The 16,893-nt window shown below is 71.0% G+C and carries 16 protein-coding genes; 8 read left to right on the top strand and 8 right to left on the bottom strand.

Features of this window, described 5'->3' with window-relative positions; all coding sequences use genetic code 11:
- Positions 1-115 precede the first annotated feature (115 nt).
- Positions 116-1,708, top strand: a complete 1,593-nt coding sequence (locus tag D0D15_RS11715; RefSeq protein ID WP_115944424.1) for an alpha/beta hydrolase — start codon at positions 116-118, stop codon at positions 1,706-1,708.
- On the opposite strand, the gene D0D15_RS36300 is transcribed toward D0D15_RS11715, so the two are convergent.
- On the bottom strand, positions 1,705-1,851 hold the full coding sequence (locus D0D15_RS36300) for a hypothetical protein (protein WP_167481496.1): 147 nt from the start codon (positions 1,849-1,851) through the stop codon (positions 1,705-1,707). The genes D0D15_RS11715 and D0D15_RS36300 overlap by 4 nt on opposite strands.
- Positions 1,852-2,006: 155 nt before the next feature.
- Between D0D15_RS36300 and D0D15_RS11720 the strand changes: the two genes are divergently transcribed.
- Complete coding sequence (locus D0D15_RS11720; RefSeq protein WP_094003222.1) at positions 2,007-2,261, top strand: helix-turn-helix domain-containing protein; 255 nt, start codon at positions 2,007-2,009, stop codon at positions 2,259-2,261.
- 264 nt (positions 2,262-2,525) lie between these two features.
- Here D0D15_RS11720 and D0D15_RS11730 read toward each other — a convergent pair whose 3' ends face one another.
- The 6 genes from D0D15_RS11730 to D0D15_RS11755 all read right to left on the bottom strand — a co-directional run bounded on the left by D0D15_RS11730 (position 2,526) and on the right by D0D15_RS11755 (position 10,307).
- Positions 2,526-3,389 (bottom strand): TIGR03621 family F420-dependent LLM class oxidoreductase, encoded by an 864-nt coding sequence (locus tag D0D15_RS11730; RefSeq protein WP_115944425.1) that lies wholly within the window; start codon positions 3,387-3,389, stop codon positions 2,526-2,528.
- Positions 3,390-3,466: 77 nt separating this feature from the next.
- A complete protein-coding gene (locus tag D0D15_RS11735; RefSeq protein WP_094003224.1) occupies positions 3,467-5,293 on the bottom strand; it encodes a phosphoenolpyruvate carboxykinase (GTP) in 1,827 nt (608 codons plus the stop codon).
- Positions 5,294-5,652: 359 nt separating this feature from the next.
- The gene (locus tag D0D15_RS11740) at positions 5,653-6,345 is read right to left on the bottom strand and encodes a DUF6802 family protein (RefSeq protein WP_094003225.1); all 693 of its coding nucleotides are present in this window, start codon (positions 6,343-6,345) and stop codon (positions 5,653-5,655) included.
- 85 nt (positions 6,346-6,430) lie between these two features.
- Positions 6,431-8,266, bottom strand: a complete 1,836-nt coding sequence (locus D0D15_RS11745) for a dynamin family protein (RefSeq protein WP_115944426.1) — start codon at positions 8,264-8,266, stop codon at positions 6,431-6,433.
- 9 nt (positions 8,267-8,275) lie between these two features.
- On the bottom strand, positions 8,276-8,752 hold the full coding sequence (grpE, locus tag D0D15_RS11750; RefSeq protein ID WP_094003227.1) for a nucleotide exchange factor GrpE: 477 nt from the start codon (positions 8,750-8,752) through the stop codon (positions 8,276-8,278).
- A 7-nt stretch (positions 8,753-8,759) separates the two neighbouring features.
- Positions 8,760-10,307, bottom strand: coding sequence for a dynamin family protein (locus D0D15_RS11755; RefSeq protein ID WP_115944427.1), 1,548 nt, complete (start codon positions 10,305-10,307; stop codon positions 8,760-8,762).
- A 147-nt stretch (positions 10,308-10,454) separates the two neighbouring features.
- Between D0D15_RS11755 and D0D15_RS11760 the strand changes: the two genes are divergently transcribed.
- Both D0D15_RS11760 and D0D15_RS11765 read left to right on the top strand, forming a co-directional pair.
- Positions 10,455-11,612: a sensor histidine kinase gene (locus tag D0D15_RS11760; RefSeq protein ID WP_425266783.1), complete on the top strand. Its 1,158-nt coding sequence runs from the start codon at positions 10,455-10,457 to the stop codon at positions 11,610-11,612.
- Positions 11,609-12,262, top strand: coding sequence for a response regulator (locus D0D15_RS11765; protein ID WP_094003229.1), 654 nt, complete (start codon positions 11,609-11,611; stop codon positions 12,260-12,262). Before D0D15_RS11760 ends, D0D15_RS11765 begins: the two co-directional genes overlap by 4 nt.
- Positions 12,263-12,401: 139 nt before the next feature.
- On the opposite strand, the gene D0D15_RS11770 is transcribed toward D0D15_RS11765, so the two are convergent.
- On the bottom strand, positions 12,402-13,310 hold the full coding sequence (locus tag D0D15_RS11770; protein WP_115944428.1) for an SDR family NAD(P)-dependent oxidoreductase: 909 nt from the start codon (positions 13,308-13,310) through the stop codon (positions 12,402-12,404).
- Between the two features lie 215 nt (positions 13,311-13,525).
- On the opposite strand from D0D15_RS11770, the gene D0D15_RS11775 reads away from it, so the two are divergent.
- The 4 genes from D0D15_RS11775 (at position 13,526) to trmB (ending at position 16,887) form a co-directional block, all read left to right on the top strand.
- Positions 13,526-14,458 (top strand): ABC transporter ATP-binding protein, encoded by a 933-nt coding sequence (locus tag D0D15_RS11775; RefSeq protein ID WP_094003231.1) that lies wholly within the window; start codon positions 13,526-13,528, stop codon positions 14,456-14,458.
- Between the two features lie 16 nt (positions 14,459-14,474).
- Positions 14,475-15,248, top strand: coding sequence for an ABC transporter permease (locus D0D15_RS11780; RefSeq protein ID WP_094003232.1), 774 nt, complete (start codon positions 14,475-14,477; stop codon positions 15,246-15,248).
- A 271-nt stretch (positions 15,249-15,519) separates the two neighbouring features.
- On the top strand, positions 15,520-16,083 hold the full coding sequence (locus tag D0D15_RS11785) for a hypothetical protein (RefSeq protein WP_094003233.1): 564 nt from the start codon (positions 15,520-15,522) through the stop codon (positions 16,081-16,083).
- Between the two features lie 105 nt (positions 16,084-16,188).
- On the top strand, positions 16,189-16,887 hold the full coding sequence (trmB, locus tag D0D15_RS11790) for a tRNA (guanosine(46)-N7)-methyltransferase TrmB (protein WP_094003234.1): 699 nt from the start codon (positions 16,189-16,191) through the stop codon (positions 16,885-16,887).
- Positions 16,888-16,893: the final 6 nt, after the last annotated feature.

The following is a 16,893-nucleotide window of genomic DNA, read 5'->3' on the forward strand; positions in this document are numbered from 1 at the left end:
GATTTGATCAGGGCAACACCCGACGAAGGCAGGTTGCCCGGCTCCGGTGCGGCCGATATGAATGAGGCCGCCGCGGCGTACGCGGGCGGTAGCGGGCAGTGACGAAGGGGCGAGCATGACACGGACGCGCTGGGCGGTGGTGATCCCGGCTCTGGCCGGCACCCTGCTGGCGGCGGGCACACCAGCGATCGCGGCACCGGCCGGACCCGCGCTGAACTCGACCGGCATCCCGGATCGCTACGCCCAGCAGGCGCTGGACTGGCACACCTGCACCACGGACGAGCTGTCGGGGCAGACCCCGCCGGCCGGCGCCGAGGGCATCGAGTGCGCGACCTACTCCGCACCGCGCGACTGGTCGTCGCCGAACCAGGGCATCGACGTGACGATCGCGGTCAGCCGGCTCAAGGCGACCGGCGAGGCGACGGAGAGCACGTTCGTCAACCCGGGCGGGCCGGGCGCACCGGGCCGGATGTTCCCGGCGCGGCTGCGCAACCAGACCCGGGTGCGTGAGCACCAGGAGATCATCGGGTTCGATGCGCGCGGCACCGGCAAGAGCACGAACATCACCTGCGGCGGCGCGATCGGCACCGGCGGCCACCTCGACCCGCGGGACCGCAGCCGGGAGAACCTGAAGCTGATCCTGGACGCCACCGAGTACGCGGCCGACTCGTGCCAGGTGAAGTCCGGCGACCTCGGGCCGTTCATCAACACCCGGCAGACGATCAACGACCTCGACCTGCTGCGCGTGCTGCTGAAGCGGCAGAAGATCAACTGGGTCGGGTACTCGGCGGGCACCTGGATGGGCGCGCACTACGCGCAGGCCTTCCCGAACCGGACCGGCAAGTTCGTGCTGGACTCGAACACCGAGTTCACCACCACCTGGCAGAAGTCGTTCGACTGGCAGCCGCTGGGCTTCGAGCGGCGCTGGCGCGAGGACTTCCTGCCGTGGATGGCGAAGTACGACAGCCTCTACCACTTCGGCACCACCGCCGAGATGGCGCGGCAGACGTACGAGCAGGTGCGCTACGCCCTGACGCAGAACCCCGTGGAGGTCGACGGCACCAAGCTGTCGGCCAACGCGCTGGACTCGTTCATCACCTCGAACCTGTACAACAAGCGGTTCTTCCCGGAGCTGGCCGACTACCTGGTCAACGTGCGGAACCTGACCCAGGGCACGGCGTCGGCGCAGCAGCAGACGGCGCTGCTGGACCAGGTGAAGACCGTGACCGACGCGGTCGGCCCGCAGCCGCTGGTGGTGCCGAGCGACTACGACGACGCCTACGACGCGAGCTTCTGGACGATCCCCTGCAACGAGGGGCCGTGGTTCGGCAACCGCAACACGGCGGTGCGGCAGTCCGCGCAGCTGGGGCCGAAGTACCCGCTGCTGGGCTGGGGCTGGCTGATCCAGCCGTGCATCTTCTGGAACAACAAGCCGGAGCCGCTGCCGGTCCTGGACGGCCGGGGTGTCCCGCCGGTGCTGATGGTGCAGGCGACGCACGACCCGGCGACGCCGATCGAGGGCGCCGAGCGGGCGCACCGCGCGTTCCAGGGGTCGCGGATGATCACCGTGACCGACGAGGGTGACCACGGGATCTACGCTGGCGGTAACGCGGCGGTGGACAAGGTTGTGGAAGATTTCCTCGTGGACGGGGTGGTGCCGCGGGACCAGACGCTGCCTGGTATGCCGCTGCCCGACCCGACCGCCTAGTTCTTGGTCTCGAGGACCCCGCCGGGCTCGTTCCCGGCGGGGTTCTCCGGTTCTCGGGTCAGTTCCCGGAACCGGCCCGTGCAGGTGCACAGGACCAGGTAGACCAGGGTCAACAGGAACATCAGCCCGCCTGCCAGCAACATGACGACCTCCTCTCGGCCAGGTACCACTGAGACGTGCGACACAGCTGATGAGTTGCCGGTCCGGCGGTTTTCTTGCCTCCGTTCTTCTGGTAGTCCCCAGCCTGTGCACAGAGTTGTCCACAGGCTGGGGACAACTGGGCGGATAGACTGTGGACATGGTGCGAGTCCCGCTGACCGAAGCCGAACGCGAACGCGGCGAGCGTCTCGGTGCCGCACTGCGAGCCGCGCGGGGTCCGCGCAGCATGGCCGAGGTGGCTCTGGAGGCGGGCGTCTCGGTGGAGACGCTGCGGAAGATCGAGACCGGGCGGATTCCCACGCCGGCGTTCTTCACGGTGGTCGCCCTCGCGGACGCGGTCGGACTCCCACTGGACGCCCTCCGCGACGCGATCACCGGCGTACCGACGGGGTAGCCGAGCACGCACGACGCAGCCCGGAACTCACCCGCCGGAACGTGCGACTCGCGCGCGGGAGTGTGGGACTCGCGCGCCCGAGCATGGGACTCGCCCGCCGGAGCGCGGAACCCGCCCACCCGAATGTAGAACCCGCCCACCCGAACGTGGGACTCGCCCGCCAGAACGCAGAACTCGCCCGCCGGAGCGTGGAACTCGCCCGCCGGAGCGTGGGACTCGCCCGCCGGAGTGTGGGACTCGCGCGGCTGAACGTGGGACTCGCGGTTAGGTCAGGTGCTCCAGCACCTGAGCGAAGTCAGCCATGCTCCGCTCCAGCACCGACACGTAGGTGATCCCCAGCTTCTCCCGCATGTCCGAGAGCTGGGCGACGATCTCCGGCACCGAGCCCACCAGCAGCGTCGGCAGCTCACCGATCGCCTCGACGCTCATGTCCGGCGCGAACCGCTGCAGGTCCGCCAGCGCCGCGCGCCGGTCGTCGGTCACCACGACCAGCTGCACCAGCACGTTGATCTCCGCCTCGCGCGTGCCGAGCCGGGAGCGCACGAACGCCACCCGCGCCGCGAACGCGTCCGCGTCGGCGAGGCCGACCAGCCCGCCCTCCTTCGCCGTGGGCGCCCCGGTCAGGGCGATCGTGTCGGCGTGCTCGGCGGCCATCGTCAGCATCCGGTCGCCCCAGCCGCCCAGCAGCAGCGGCGGCCCGCCGTCCTGCGCCGGCCGCGGCTGGTAGTCCGGGTCCGCGAACAGCCTGCGCAGCTCCACGACCGTCCGCTCGACGTGGTCGATCCGGCGCCCCGGCCACGGCAGTCCGGCCGCTTCGAACTCCTCGCGCACGTACCCCGCGCCGAGGCCGAGTTCCAGCCGCCCGTCGCAGAACTGGTCGGTGGTCGCGACGTCCCGCGCCAGCACGGCGGGGTGGTAGAAGGGCGCGTTGAGCACGAAGGTGCCCAGCCGCACCCGGGAAGTCGTCTCCGCCGCGAGCGCCAGCGCCGGGAACGGCGCGGGCATCCCGAGGTGGTCGGCCACGGTCACGACGTCGAACCCGAGATCCTCGGCCCGCCGGACCTTGTCCACGAACTCCGCCCGCGTCCCGGGCTCCATCATGTTCACGCCGAATCGCATCCCCAGCATGGTCCGACCATAGGGCCGGAAACGACGAAACGGCCACCCCCGGCCGAAGCCGGGAATGGCCGTTCCGCGGGGAAAACTCAGCCCAGGCGCTGCTTCAGCGCCGCCAGCTCGTCGTGCAGGCTGGAGGGCACCCGGTCGCCGATCTTGGCGAACCACTCCTCGATCAGCGGGATCTCCTGGCGCCACTCCTCGGGCTTGACCGCGAGCGACTCCTGGACGTCCTCGAGCGGCTCGGCGATGCCGTCCAGGTCGAGGTCCTCGGCGCGCGGCACCAGGCCGACCGGGGTCTCCACCGCACCGGCGCGACCCTCGAGGCGCTCGACGATCCACTTGAGCACCCGCGAGTTCTCACCGAAGCCCGGCCACAGGAACCGCTTGTCGTCGCCGCGGCGGAACCAGTTCACGTAGAAGATCTTCGGCAGCTTGCCGGCGTCGGCGTTCTTGCCGGTGTCCAGCCAGTGCTGGAAGTACGCACCGGCGTGGTAGCCGAGGAACGGCAGCATCGCCATCGGGTCGCGACGCACCTCGCCGACCTTGCCGGCCGCGGCGGCGGTCTTCTCCGACGACATGGTGGCGCCCATGAACACGCCGTGCTGCCAGTCGCGGGCCTCGGTCACCAGCGGGACCGTGGTGGCGCGGCGGCCGCCGAACAGGATCGCCGAGATCGGCACGCCCTTCGGGTCGTCCCACTCCGGCGCCAGCGTCGGGACCTGCGCGATCGGGGTGCAGAACCGCGAGTTCGGGTGCGCGGCCGGCTCGTCCGACTCGGGCGTCCAGTCGCGACCCTTCCAGTCGGTCAGGTGCGCCGGCGGCTCCTTGGTCATGCCCTCCCACCACACGTCGCCGTCGTCGGTCAGCGCGACGTTGGTGAAGACGGTGTTGCCGGCCTCGATGGTCTTCATCGCCACCGGGTTGGTCTTCTCACCGGTGCCCGGCGCGACGCCGAACAGGCCGAACTCGGGGTTGATCGCGTACAGGCGGCCGTCCTCGCCGAACCGCATCCACGCGATGTCGTCACCGATGGTCTCGGCGCGCCAGCCCGGGATGGTCGGCTGCAGCATCGCGAGGTTGGTCTTGCCGCACGCGCTCGGGAACGCGGCCGCCACGTAGTAGGCCTTGTTCTCCGGCGAGATCAGCTTGAGGATCAGCATGTGCTCGGCGAGCCAGCCTTCGTCACGGGCCATGACGGAGGCGATCCGCAGCGAGTAGCACTTCTTGCCCAGCAGCGAGTTGCCGCCGTAGCCCGAGCCGTAGCTCCAGATCGTCCGGCTCTCCGGGAAGTGCGAGATGTACTTCGTGTCGTTGCACGGCCACGGCACGTCCTTCTCGCCCGGCTCCAGCGGCTTGCCGACCGAGTGCAGGGCGGGCACGAACTCGCGCTCGGTGCCGTCCTCCTTGACAAACTTCTCCAGCGCCTTGGTGCCCATGCGGGTCATCACCCGCATCGACGCCACGACGTAGGCGAAGTCGGTGACCTCGATGCCCAGCTTGGGGTTCTCGTCGCCGAGCGGGCCCATGCAGAACGGGATGACGTACATCGTCCGACCACGCATGCAGCCCCGGTAGAGCTCGGTCATGGTGGCCCGCATCTCGTCCGGGTGCATCCAGTTGTTGGTCGGCCCGGCGTCTTCTTCCTTTTCGGAGCAGATGAAGGTCCGCTCCTCGACCCGCGCGACGTCGCTGGGGTCCGAAGCGGCCCAGAAGGAGTTCGGCTTCGCCGTCAACGGGACGAACGTGCCGGCCTCGACCAGCTCGTTGTTGATGCGCTCGGCCTCCTCGTCGGAGCCGTCGCACCACACCACTCGGTCAGGGGTGGTCAGCTCGGCGACCTCCCGTACCCACGCAAGCACACCGCTGTGCGACGTCGGCGCCTTGTCCAGTCCCGGGATGGCTACTGCAGTCATTCCTTCTCCTGACTTCGACGGCAGGAACGCCCGCCCGGAATCTGGTCCGGGAAGCGCTCCGTCGCCGGCGACCGAATGGCTTCGCACACCGGCTGCCCTACCGGTGTGCTGGAAATACTGGGATTCCCCGAGGGTAGCCGGATGGACGGCAGGTAACCGAGGCCTGACCTGTCGGTTCTCTCACAAGAACGATCAGGGAATCGATTCAGATATCGCTGAACCGGCGTAGCGTCGAAAGTTCTTCGGCTCGCGCGTGATCTTGCTGATATCCGCGGCGGGGTGATTTGCCCGAAAACGCGGTCGGGCCCCGGCCGTCCGCGGGGACGACCGGGGCCCGTTTCCGCCCGGTTCCGGAAGGTTCAGTTCTGGGAGATCCACTGACCGGTGCCGGAGTCGATCTTGGCGACCCCCTCGACCGCCTGGGCGCCGCCGCCGCCCCAGAGCTGGTCGCTGTCCGGCGGCACCTCGGCGGTGAACCCGCTCGTGGTCTCGGTCCACTCGCCGGGGCCGGTGTGCTGGTAGGTGGTCGTCTCGCCGTCGGGCGTGATGATCGTCTGCACGTCGGCCCGGCCGTCGCCGTCGACGTCGGTGAAGACCCGGGTGTTGCCCTGGTCGTCGGTCACGACCGCGCTGTCGGCGGTGCCGTCGTTGTCGCTGTCCACCGTCGCCGGGCCGACCTCGACCGTGCCGTCGGACATGTCCGCGGTGATCTCGCCGGCGCGGCCGGTCTCGGTGGCGTCCGGCTCGCCCGCCTCGGAGTCGTGGTCGGCCACCCAGTCGCCGGTGGTCTCGTCGTAGCGGGCCAGGTCCACGACGTTGCCCTCGGTGTCGGTGTGCACGTACTGGTCGGCGTGCCCGTCGTCGTCGGTGTCGACGTACGCGGTGATCGTGCCGTCGGCGTTGTCGAGGCGGACCGTCTCGTTGACCCCGTCGTGGTTGAGGTCCATGTTCTCTTCGGCCGTGTAGGTCTGCCCGTCGACCGTGATCTCCAGGTCACCGTCGGAGGTCGTGGCGTCGGTGGGCTCAACCCCGCCGGTCTCATCGATCCACACGCCGAACTCCCAAGTCTCGTACCACTACGGTCACACAGTTGGACTCACGTTATTCCCGTTCGGTTCCCCGGCACAACCGAGCACGTCAGCCCTGCTCACGCAGCGTCCGGATGCGCCCGAGCAGGGTCTCGGCGCGATCCCGGCCGTCGCCGACCTCCTTGAGCCTCCGGCTCACCGCGGCCAGCTTCTTCGCCCGCTCCTGCGCGCCCATCTTGATCGACTTGTCGACCTGCTTGAGCTCGGCCTCGATCGCGTCGATCCGGCGGGACAGGGCCTCGTCCAGCGCCAGCGACAGCTGCTGCTCGGCCTCGATCAGCTGCTCGGCGACCAGCTGGTCGAGGATCGAGCGCGCCTCCGCGATCGACTCGACCAGCCACTGCTTGAGGTGCTGCTTGTCCGCGGCGTGCCGCCGGGTGCGGGCCATCCACCAGCCGGCGCCCAGGCCGACGACGATCGTCGCGGGCAGCACCACCGGGTTGAGCAGGGCGACCCCGGCCAGCGGCAGCGCGGCGATCACGCCGGCGCCGACCCCGCCGGAGATGCCCATGAAGATCAGCAGCTTGTCCTCGGGTGTGGACGGTTTGCGGTCCGGCGGCCGCAGCACCACCTGCGGCCCGCCCGCGCGGAGGAACTGGGCGCGGATCACGTCCAGCTCCTCGGGCGCGAACAGCTCGGCGAGCGCGATCTCGGTGACCCGGTTCAGCCGCTGCGCCATGGTCGCCGACACGCGCTGGGAGATCATCTGCAGCGCCGCGTCCACCTGCTGCGGCAGCTGGGCCAGCTGGTCGCGCTTGGCGTTGTCGATCTGGGCGCGGAAGTAGGACTGGGCGTCGCGGACCTGCCTGCTGGTCTCGTGGCCGAGGTCGACCCGGGCGCGCTGGATCTCGCCGCGCAGCTTGAGCTGCCAGCCGCGGGTGGACGTCTTGCGCTCGGCCGCCAGCTCGTCACGGCGCTCGCGCAGCCGCTCGGCCTCGGCCTCGCCGGAGGACAGGGCCCGCTGCTCGGCCAGCAGACCGGCGTGCACCTCGCCGAGCGCGCTGGACAGGGCCCGCAGCGTGTTGGCCTCGCCGAGCATCGCGGACCGGCCGACGACGAGTTCCTGCAGCGCGGCCTGCAGTTCGATCACGCCGGACCGCTCGCGCAGCATCACCGCGGCCTGCTCGTTGGGCGCCTTCGCGGCCATCTCGAACATGCGCGCCGACACCGGGTGGAACACCGCGTCGGCGAATCGGGGCGCGTGCTCGGCCAGCAGCCGCCGGTCGGCCTCCAGCACCTCCCGCCAGCCGCGGAAGGCGTCCGTTTTGGACAGTGCGAACACGACGGTCTCCACGCGGCCGCCGACGCGGCGCAGGAACTCCAGCTCACCGGCGGTGAACGGGGCCGAGGCGTCGACGACGAACAACAGCGCGGTCGCGTTGGCCGCGGCCTCGGCGGCCAGCTCACCGTGCATCGAGTCGAGCCCGCCCACGCCCGGGGTGTCGACCAGCGAGAGCCGCTCCAGGATCGGGACCGGGCCGGTGACCTCGACGTACCGCGGCGGCAGCTGGCCGTCGGGCAGCTCGTGCGTGGCCGAGACCCAGCGGACCAGCTCGGGCAGCGGCACGGCGACCGGCGCGAGCTGACCGGGGTAGCAGGCCTGCGCGCCCCACTCCGGGGCGTGGTCGAAGACGAGGTAGCCGGCGGTGGCGACGTCGGCGTCCACCGGGGACAGGCCCGGGGTCGCCAGCAGGGCGTTGACCAGGGAACTCTTGCCGCGGTTGGTCTCGCCGACCACCACGACCTGCGGCTTCTTCGGCCGCGAACGGCGGACCTCCTCGACCCACCCCGCGGCTTTCGGATCGCTCTCGCGCAACAGGGCCAGCAGCGTTTCACGGGCCTGCTTGACCTGGGTGGGCAGGGACGAAAGCGGCGGAGCGGTCACGAGCGGACCTTAGCGCTTCGTGTAGACCGTCACGACGGGCGCGCGCAGCAGGCGGCCGCCGTCGGTGAACCCGACCACCTCGGTCTCGGCGACCACGCCGTCCAGCGCCGGGTCGTCGGTCTTGATCGCGCCACCGGCCTCGTGCACGGACGGGTCGAACCGCTGCCCGTCCGGCCGCACCGCCTCCACCCCGACGCGGGCCAGCCCTTGTTCGAGGCGCTCGACCACGCCTCCGCTGCGCGCCCGGTCCAGGGCGTAGAGGCAGAGCTGGATCAGCTCCTGCCGGTCGGCCCGCGCCTGTTCCAGCGCTTCCGGGCCGGCGGCGGCCAGATCGGATACACGGTTCACATCGGTGTTGGACGGGGGTTGCGCCGCTGTGGTTCCCTCGACCTCGTCGATGATTTTCGCCAGTTGCGCGCCGGGGATCTGCCCGGTCGGGGAGTCGTCCGCGGACCGGCGCCGGAACCAGGAAACCACGCTCGTCACCCCTCGGTCATCTCAGCTGCTGCCAGATGAGGAAGTACGCCCGGTGCACGACGTGCGCGACGCGGCTCTGCGCCGGCGTCGCGCCGAAGGACGCGAACGACCGCCACCAGCCGGCGCGTTCCAGCGCGTGCGCGGCCAGTTCCGGCCGGGACGCGCCGGGCAGGCCCAGCTGCTCGTCGATGTCGGCGTTGCTGCCCACCCGCAGGACCTCCTCGGCCAGGTCCTCGGGCATGTCGACGGCGCCGGCCACGACCAGGGTGAGCGCCTCCAGCAGCCGCAGCTGGTGCGCCTCGGGTTTGGCGAGCAGCACCTCGATGGCGTCGTGCACGCGTTGCCGCTCGGCCGGATCGCCGGAGGCGTGGGCCAGCGCGGTGACCGACGCGAGCGCGGCCGCGGCCTTGATCCCGTCGGCGCGGGCGGCGAAGACCGTGTTCAGGCGGGCGCGGACGGCGTCCAGCCCGGAGGCGGCGAGCAGCAGCCTGCGCAGCGCGCCCGCGGTGATCGTCTCGTCGGCGCGGATCGCGTCGATGGCGCGGCGGATGCCGTACAGGTCGAGCTTCTCCAGCAGCCGCAACCGGGTGCCGGCCGGGACCTCGCAGTCCCAGCTGGTGAAGATGTCGGCCGCCATCAGCATGGTCTCCCGCGTCGCGTCGTCCAGCGCGGCCAGCTCGGACACCGCGTCGGCGTCGGCGGAGGTGAAGTTGCCCGACTCGGCGGACTCGGCGATCAGCCCGATCACCGGCAGCACGTCGGCGACCCGCGGCTTGAGCAGCAGGCCCTGCTTCTCGGCGAGGATCGACGCGGCCCGCCACACGTCACCGCCGGACCCCTCGACGGACTCCGGCGGGATGGTGTCGGCCTTGTTCAGCACCGCGATCGCGTTGACCGGGCCCGCCTCGCGGCTGGCGGTGGCGGCGGTGAACGCGGCGAGCGCCTGCTGGTCGTCGGCGCGCACGCCCTGGGTCACGACGTAGAGGACGGCCTCGGCGCCGGCGACCGCGTTGCGTGAGGTCTCGTCCAGCTCGTCGCCGCCGTCCGCGGACTCCACGGCCTGGGCGGCGCCGAGTAGCTGCTCGGTGCGGGAGACCGACGCGGCGTCCAGCGAACCGAGGCCCGGGGTGTCGATCACGGTCATGTCCTGCAGGACCGCGCTGGTCAGGTACGCCTCGATGTGCGAGACCTTGCTGATGTCCACGCCCAGCTCGGCCGGGATCGACCCGTCCGGCGCGAACGGCAGCACCTGCTTGTGGCCGCCCGCGAACACGACCTCGATGCGGTCCACCGTGCCGTACTGGAAGCGGGTCACCAGGCGGGTGCACTCGCCCACGTCGGTCGGCGCGACCCGCCGCCCGATCAGCGCGTTGACCAGCGTCGACTTGCCGGATTTGATGCGCCCGGCGACCGCGACCTGCAGCGGCGCGCCCAGGCGGCGCAGCACCTCGGCGAACCCGGCGGCGGTGCGGGCGGAGACCTGCGGCTGCAGGCGGCGGCAGAGGTTGGCCACCGACACCGACAGCGGACCGGCCAGGCGGCCCTGATCCGTCGTCGCCGTCACGTCGCCCCCTCCCGGTGCCCTGCGGTTGTGCCCTCGAATCCTGCCATGACCTCGGTCCGAAGTCCCACGTCCGGTGATACCCCGGGATGACGCGGAGTGGACCGGCGCCGACCTAGGGTGAACGGTGTGCGGCGACTGAGCTTGTGGATGCGGGCGCACCCGATGGTCGGGGACGTCCTGCTCGCGCTGTTGCTGCTGCTCATGGACCTGCTGACACTGGTCGCGCAGGCGAACCGGTACACGGGGCCGGCGTGGTACGTCGCGCTCCCGCTGGACGTCGCGATGGTGGCCCCGGTGGCGTTCCGGCGCAAGTATCCGCAGGTCATGGCCTACGTGATCCTGGTGATGACGGTGCCGCACAGCGCGCTGCTACTGGGGTTCGGCAGCGCGACGGCGAGCTGTGTCGCGCTGTACACGATGGTCGTCTACGTCGGGCGGCGGCAGGCCGCGGTGTACCTGGTCGCGCAGGCCGTGGTCAGCCTGCTGCAGGTGTGGGCGGGCTGGTCACCGGGCGGCTGGCCGCCGCTGGTGTTCATCAGCCTGGTCTTCGCGCTGTGCTGGGTGCTCGGCGAGTTCGTCGGGGCGCGGCGGGCCTACCAGGCGGAGATGGAGGCGCGGCTGCACCTGCTGGAAACCGAGCGCGACCAGGCCGGGCGGATCGCGGTGGCCGAGGAGCGCGGGCGGATCGCACGGGAACTGCACGACGTGGTGGCGCACGCGGTGAGCGTGATCGTGGTGCAGGCCGACGGGGCGTCGTACGCGCTGCGGTCGAACCCGGAGCAGGCGGAGCGGGCGGTCCGCACGATTTCCGAGACGGGCCGGCAGGCGCTGACCGAGCTGCGGCGGCTGCTGCAGGTGCTGCGCAACGAAGAGGTGGACGGGGAGCCGCGGATCCCGCAGCCGACGGCGGAGTCGCTGGCGGACCTGGCGGAGCGGGTGCGGGCCGCAGGGGTGCCGGTGGAGCTGTCGATCGACGGCGAGCTGGCCGAACTGCCGGCCGGGGTGTCGCTCGGGGTGTACCGGATCGTGCAGGAGTCGCTGACGAACACGCTCAAGCACGCCGGGCCGGGGGCGCGGGCGCAGGTGCGGGTGCGGCGGACTGAGAACCTGGTGGACGTGGAGATCGTGGACGACGGGGCGGGCAAGGCACGGGCGCTGGTGCCCGAGCCGGACCTGCCGGGAGGCAACGGGGTGATCGGGATGCGCGAGCGGGCGCACCTGTTCGGCGGGATCCTGCGGGTGGGGCCGCGGCCCGGCGGCGGCTGGCGGGTGCACGCGAGCTTCCCGGTGAGGCTCGACCCGTGATCCGCGTGGTGGTGGTCGACGACCAGGAGCTGATGCGGGTCGGGTTCCGCATGGTGCTGGGCGCGCAGGAGGACATCGACCTGGTCGGCGAGGCCGGGAACGGGTCGGACGCGGTGTCGCTGGCCGGTTCGCTGCGGCCCGACGTGGTGCTGATGGACGTGCGGATGCCGGTGATGGACGGCGTCGAGGCGACGAAGCGGATCGTCGAGGCCGGCACGTCGCGGGTGCTGGTGATGACGACGTTCGACCTGGACGAGTACGTGTACGCGGCGCTGCAGAACGGGGCGAGCGGGTTCCTGCTGAAGGACACGCCGCCGGACCACCTGGTGTCGGCGTTGCGGTCGGTGGCGTCCGGGGACGCGGTGGTGTCGCCGTCGGTGACGCGGCGGCTGCTGGACCGGTTCATGAGCGGCGGCGGCCCCCCGCGCGACGAGGCCGAGCTGAACGTGCTGACCGAGCGGGAACGCGAGGTGCTGGTGCTCATCGCGAAGGGCCTGTCCAATGTGGAGATCGCGGACAAGCTGTTCCTCTCGGAGGCGACGGTGAAGACGCACGTGGGCCGGATCCTGGCGAAGCTCGGGCTGCGGGACCGGGTGCAGGCGGTGGTGCTGGCGTACGAGACTGGCCTGATCCGGCCGGGCCAGGCCTGAGGCGGAGCCGGAGCAGCGATCGCGGGCGGGAACTGGCTGCTCACGGCGCGCCGGTGAGCTGCTTGGCCACGGCAGCTTCCCCCACCTGCGCCGGCCACCGATCGGCCCTGGGCGGGCCGCCGGGGGCTTGGCGAGCGCGTCAGCGGTAGGGCGCCGGGTCCACCTCCGCCGGGGTCTTGCCCGCCTTGTGCACCTCGGCGTACCAGCGGCCCCAGTCGGGGCGGGTGCCGTCCGTGTCGGTCACGCCGTATTCGTGCATGAGCGTCCACGAGGCGAGCGTCTTCCCCGCGAAGCGCGCCACCTCCGGGTCGGCCACCAGGGCGGCCACGCCGCGGGCCAGGTAGTACGGCGTCTCCGAGACCGCGAAGTCCGGGCCGCCCGCACCGGCCACCGCGTCGCGCCAGTTGGACTCCGTGACGCCGAAGAGGTCCAGCATCGCCTCCGAGCGCAGGAAACCGGGCGTGACCGACAGGCCGACGCAGCCCTTCCCGGCCAGCTCCGCGCCCAGCGCCCGGCCGAGCGCCCGCACCCCGCACTTCGCCAGGTAGTACGGGATGCCCGCGCCCACGTACTCGTCGTCGTCGCCGTCGGTCACCTCGATCACGATCCCGCCGGGGCGCCGCACGACCAGCGGCAGCAGCCGGTGCAGCGCGATCAGGTGCGTGTCCAGCGCGTTGTGCACCAGGGTCAGCGCGTCGTCCAGGCTGGACTCCCAGTACGGCCGCTCGAAGTCGACGAACGGGTCACCGCCCCACACGTCGTCGACCAGCACGCCCAGCCCGCCCGCCTCCGCCTCGACCCGGGACCGCAGCGCGTCCACGTCCGCCACCGACGTGAAGTCGCACCGCACCGGCACGCCCCGGCCGCCCGCCGCGTCGACCAGTTCGGCCGTCTCCTCGATCGTCTCCGACCGCTTCATCGGCGACGCCGACTCGCGCGTCGTACGTCCCGTGACGTACACCGTCGCGCCGCCGCGCCCCAGCTCCACCGCGATCGCGCGACCACATCCGCGGGTCGCCCCCGTCACGAGCACCGTCTTCGCCGTCATACCGGGACCATAACGCCCGACCCCGACAAAACCGGGTGCCGAAGCTCAGGGGCGATTCAGGGTCATCACCGATCGCGCGCGCCCGGAAATCACGGGAGGCTACTACCGCAGTCGGGTGGGAAGTTGCAACCACAGGATGACGCGCACGCGTACCCCGATCGGTCAGCATGAGAACCGCACGGGGAACACAGGCTTTGACCAGCAGGGGAGCAACCATGATCGAGGCACGCGGCCTCACGAAACGCTACGGCAAAACACTCGCCGTCAACGATCTGTCATTCGACGTCGCCCCCGGCGAGGTGACCGGTTTCCTCGGTCCCAACGGCGCCGGGAAATCGACCACCATGCGGATGATCCTGGGCCTGGACAATCCGACCAGCGGCCAGGTGACCATCGGCGGAAAACGTTACACGGAACTGAAGAATCCACTTCGGACGGTCGGCGCGCTGCTCGACGCCAAGTGGGTGCACCCGAACCGCTCGGCCCGCGCGCACCTGGCCTGGATGGCGAAGTCCAACCACCTGCCGATGCGCCGCGTGGACGAGGTGCTCGAAATCGTCGGCCTGACCAGCGTGGCCGGCAAGCGCGCGGGTGGCTTCTCGCTGGGCATGTCGCAGCGGCTGGGGATCGCCGCGGCCCTGCTCGGCGACCCGGAGGTGCTGCTGTTCGACGAGCCGGTCAACGGCCTCGACCCGGAGGGCATCCTCTGGATCCGCAAGTTCATGCACCGCCTGGCCGACGAGGGCCGCACCGTCTTCGTCTCCAGCCACCTGCTGTCGGAGATGGCGCTGACCGCCTCCAACCTCGTGGTCATCGGCAAGGGCAGGCTGATCTCGCAGAGCACCACGACGGAATTCGTCGCGCGGGCCAGCGAGAACACGGTCAAGGTGCGCAGCCCGCAGCTGGACCAGCTGCGCTCGCTGCTGCCGGCCGACAGCGCCACCGACACCGACGACGGCATCCTGGTGTCCGGTTTGGACAGCGAGAAGATCGGCGAGCTGGCCGCGGGCAACGGCATCGTGCTGCACGAGCTGAGCCCGCAGACGGGTTCGCTGGAGCAGGCGTTCATGCAGATCACGGGCGATTCCGTGGAGTACCACACCGGTCTGGCGACCGAGCCCCGGCACGCTCTCGAGCCGGCGAACTAGGGGAGACGCGAACATCATGACTTTGCTTGCCGTGGAACGGATGAAACTGTTCACCACCCGATCGCCGTGGTGGTGCGCGCTGGTGGCGCTGGCCACCACGATCGGGTTCTCCGCCCTGATCGTCGGCAACGCCGACGACGGCGGCGAGTTCACCGCCACCGTCGCCTCGACCCAGTTCGGCTACAGCTTCGGCATGGCCGTGATCATGGTGCTGGCCGCGCTCGCGGTCACCACCGAGTACCGGTTCGGCACGATCCGCACGACCTTCCAGGCGGTGCCCAACCGCGCCGCCGCGCTGACCGCGAAGGCGACCGTGGTCGCGCTGGTCGCCCTGGTCATCGGTGAGCTGAGCGCGTTCGGCTCGTGGGCGCTGGCGCTGCTGCTCAAGCCGAACGCCCCGCTCGCGCTGGACACCGGCGCGGACTGGATCAACGTGGCCGGGGTCGGCGTGGTCTACGCGTTCGCCGCGGTGATCGCGGTGGCCGTGGGCATCCTGCTCCGCCACAGCGCCGGCGCGATCGCACTGCTGCTGATCTACGCGCTCGCCGTCGAGGACCTGATCCGGATGATCCCGGGCGTCGGCGACGACATCTACCAGTGGCTGCCGTTCAACGTGGCGAACAAGTTCCTCACCGGCGACGGCTTGTCGAACATGGGCCGCAACACCGATGCGGGCGCGCCGATGTCCACCGCCGTGCTGTCGCAGGGCGGGTCGCTGGCCTACTTCGCGGCGGTCGCCGTGGCGCTGCTCGCCATCGCGATCGGCACCGCGCGGCGACGCGACGCCTGACGAAGACCACCACAGGGGAAGCTCCGGTGGGGACCGGAGCACGGGGAAGGAACGGCCCGGGCCACCGAATTCGGAGGGTGGCCCGGGCCTTCGCCGTTACCGCACGCGGCGACCGCGGGAAAGGTCGAATCGATTAATCGGATGAGGCCGTTACGACCGCTGGGTTAATTGCGCGTAAAGGGCCTGTGGTCGGGGTCACAGGAAGCGGACGCACCGCCTCTGACCAGGCACTCTGGAATTACCACGTCAGGCGACTCCACGGAGGTGACCCTTGACGGTGGATGTTGATGCCGAAATCGCCGCCCCGCGCACCGCTGCGTATCCGCCCGCTCTGGAACCGCTCGACGCGCTCGAGTGGTCGCAGGCCGTGGAGCTGCCCCGGATCGCGGCCACCGCGACCAGACCGGCCGAGATCCGGCGGGCGTGGATCCATCGCGCCGCCGAGGGGGAAGTGCTCGCGTTGTTCCGCGCGGTGAGCGCCCGGGGCGGGATGATCCCGGCGCCGTGGTGGCTGCGGGCCCTGGCGGAGGGCAGGCTGGACTCGCGGGCGACCGGTTTCCGCATCGAGGACCGGATCGCACAGCTGCTGTCCCGCCGCCCGGGCTGGGAGTACGTGCCGTGGGCCGCCGACGGCGAGTCCGGTTACTGGGAGTTCATGCCGTCGGAGAACGGCCGCTCCGGGCACAAGATCCCCACCACGATCCTCAACACGAGCCGCCACGACGGGTGGATCGACGTGCTGCCGGCGCACACGGGCACCACACCGTCGCCGATCGCGGTCGCCGGGGTCGGTGGCCTGCGTTCCCGCTTGGGGGAGTTCGAGGCGGTCCGCTGACGGCGGTTCCACAAGTGGCGGAGCCGCCTGCACCACCTGAGCAACCGGCACCGCTACCCGCACCGCCAAGCAAGCCGTTCCCCCTGCGACAAGTAACTTGGGCGGGTGGAGAGCGAGCACCAACCCCGCCTGCGGAGTGTCGTCAGCTACGTGCAGCGTGGCGGCCGGATGACGGTCGGCCAGCAGCGTGCCTGGGAACGCCAGTGGGCGGACATCGGGCGCAAGGTGGCCGAGCTGCCGCCCGGTCCGATCGACTTCGCCGAGTGGTTCGGCCGCCCGGCGCCGGTACTGCTGGAGATCGGATCCGGCATGGGGGAGACCACCGCGCAGCTCGCGGCCGCCGAGCCGGAGGTCAACTACGTCGCCGTCGAGGTGTACGAGGCGGGTCTCGGGCAGCTGATGCTGCGTGCCGAACGGCTCGGCCTGGCGAACCTGCGCCTGCTGCACGGCGACGCGGTGGTCGCGCTGACCGAGCACATCGCGCCGGACTCGCTGTCCGGTGTGCGGATCTTCTTCCCCGACCCGTGGCCGAAGAAGCGCCACCACAAGCGCCGCCTGGTGCAGCCGGACTTCGTGAAGCTGGTCGCGTCGCGGCTCGCGCCGGGCGGGATCCTGCACCTGGCCACCGACTGGGAGCACTACGCCGAGCAGATGCTCGAGGTATGCTCGGCCGAGCCCGCGTTGCGCAACCGGTTCGACGACTGGGCGCCGCGGCCGGGCTGGCGTCCGGTGACGAAGTTCGAGCAGCGGGCCGACCAGGAGGGCCGGATCAGCCGGGACCTGATCTTCGAACGCGTGGGCTGACCGGCC

Source organism: Amycolatopsis thermalba (genome assembly GCF_003385215.1).
Taxonomy (GTDB): domain Bacteria; phylum Actinomycetota; class Actinomycetes; order Mycobacteriales; family Pseudonocardiaceae; genus Amycolatopsis_E; species Amycolatopsis_E thermalba.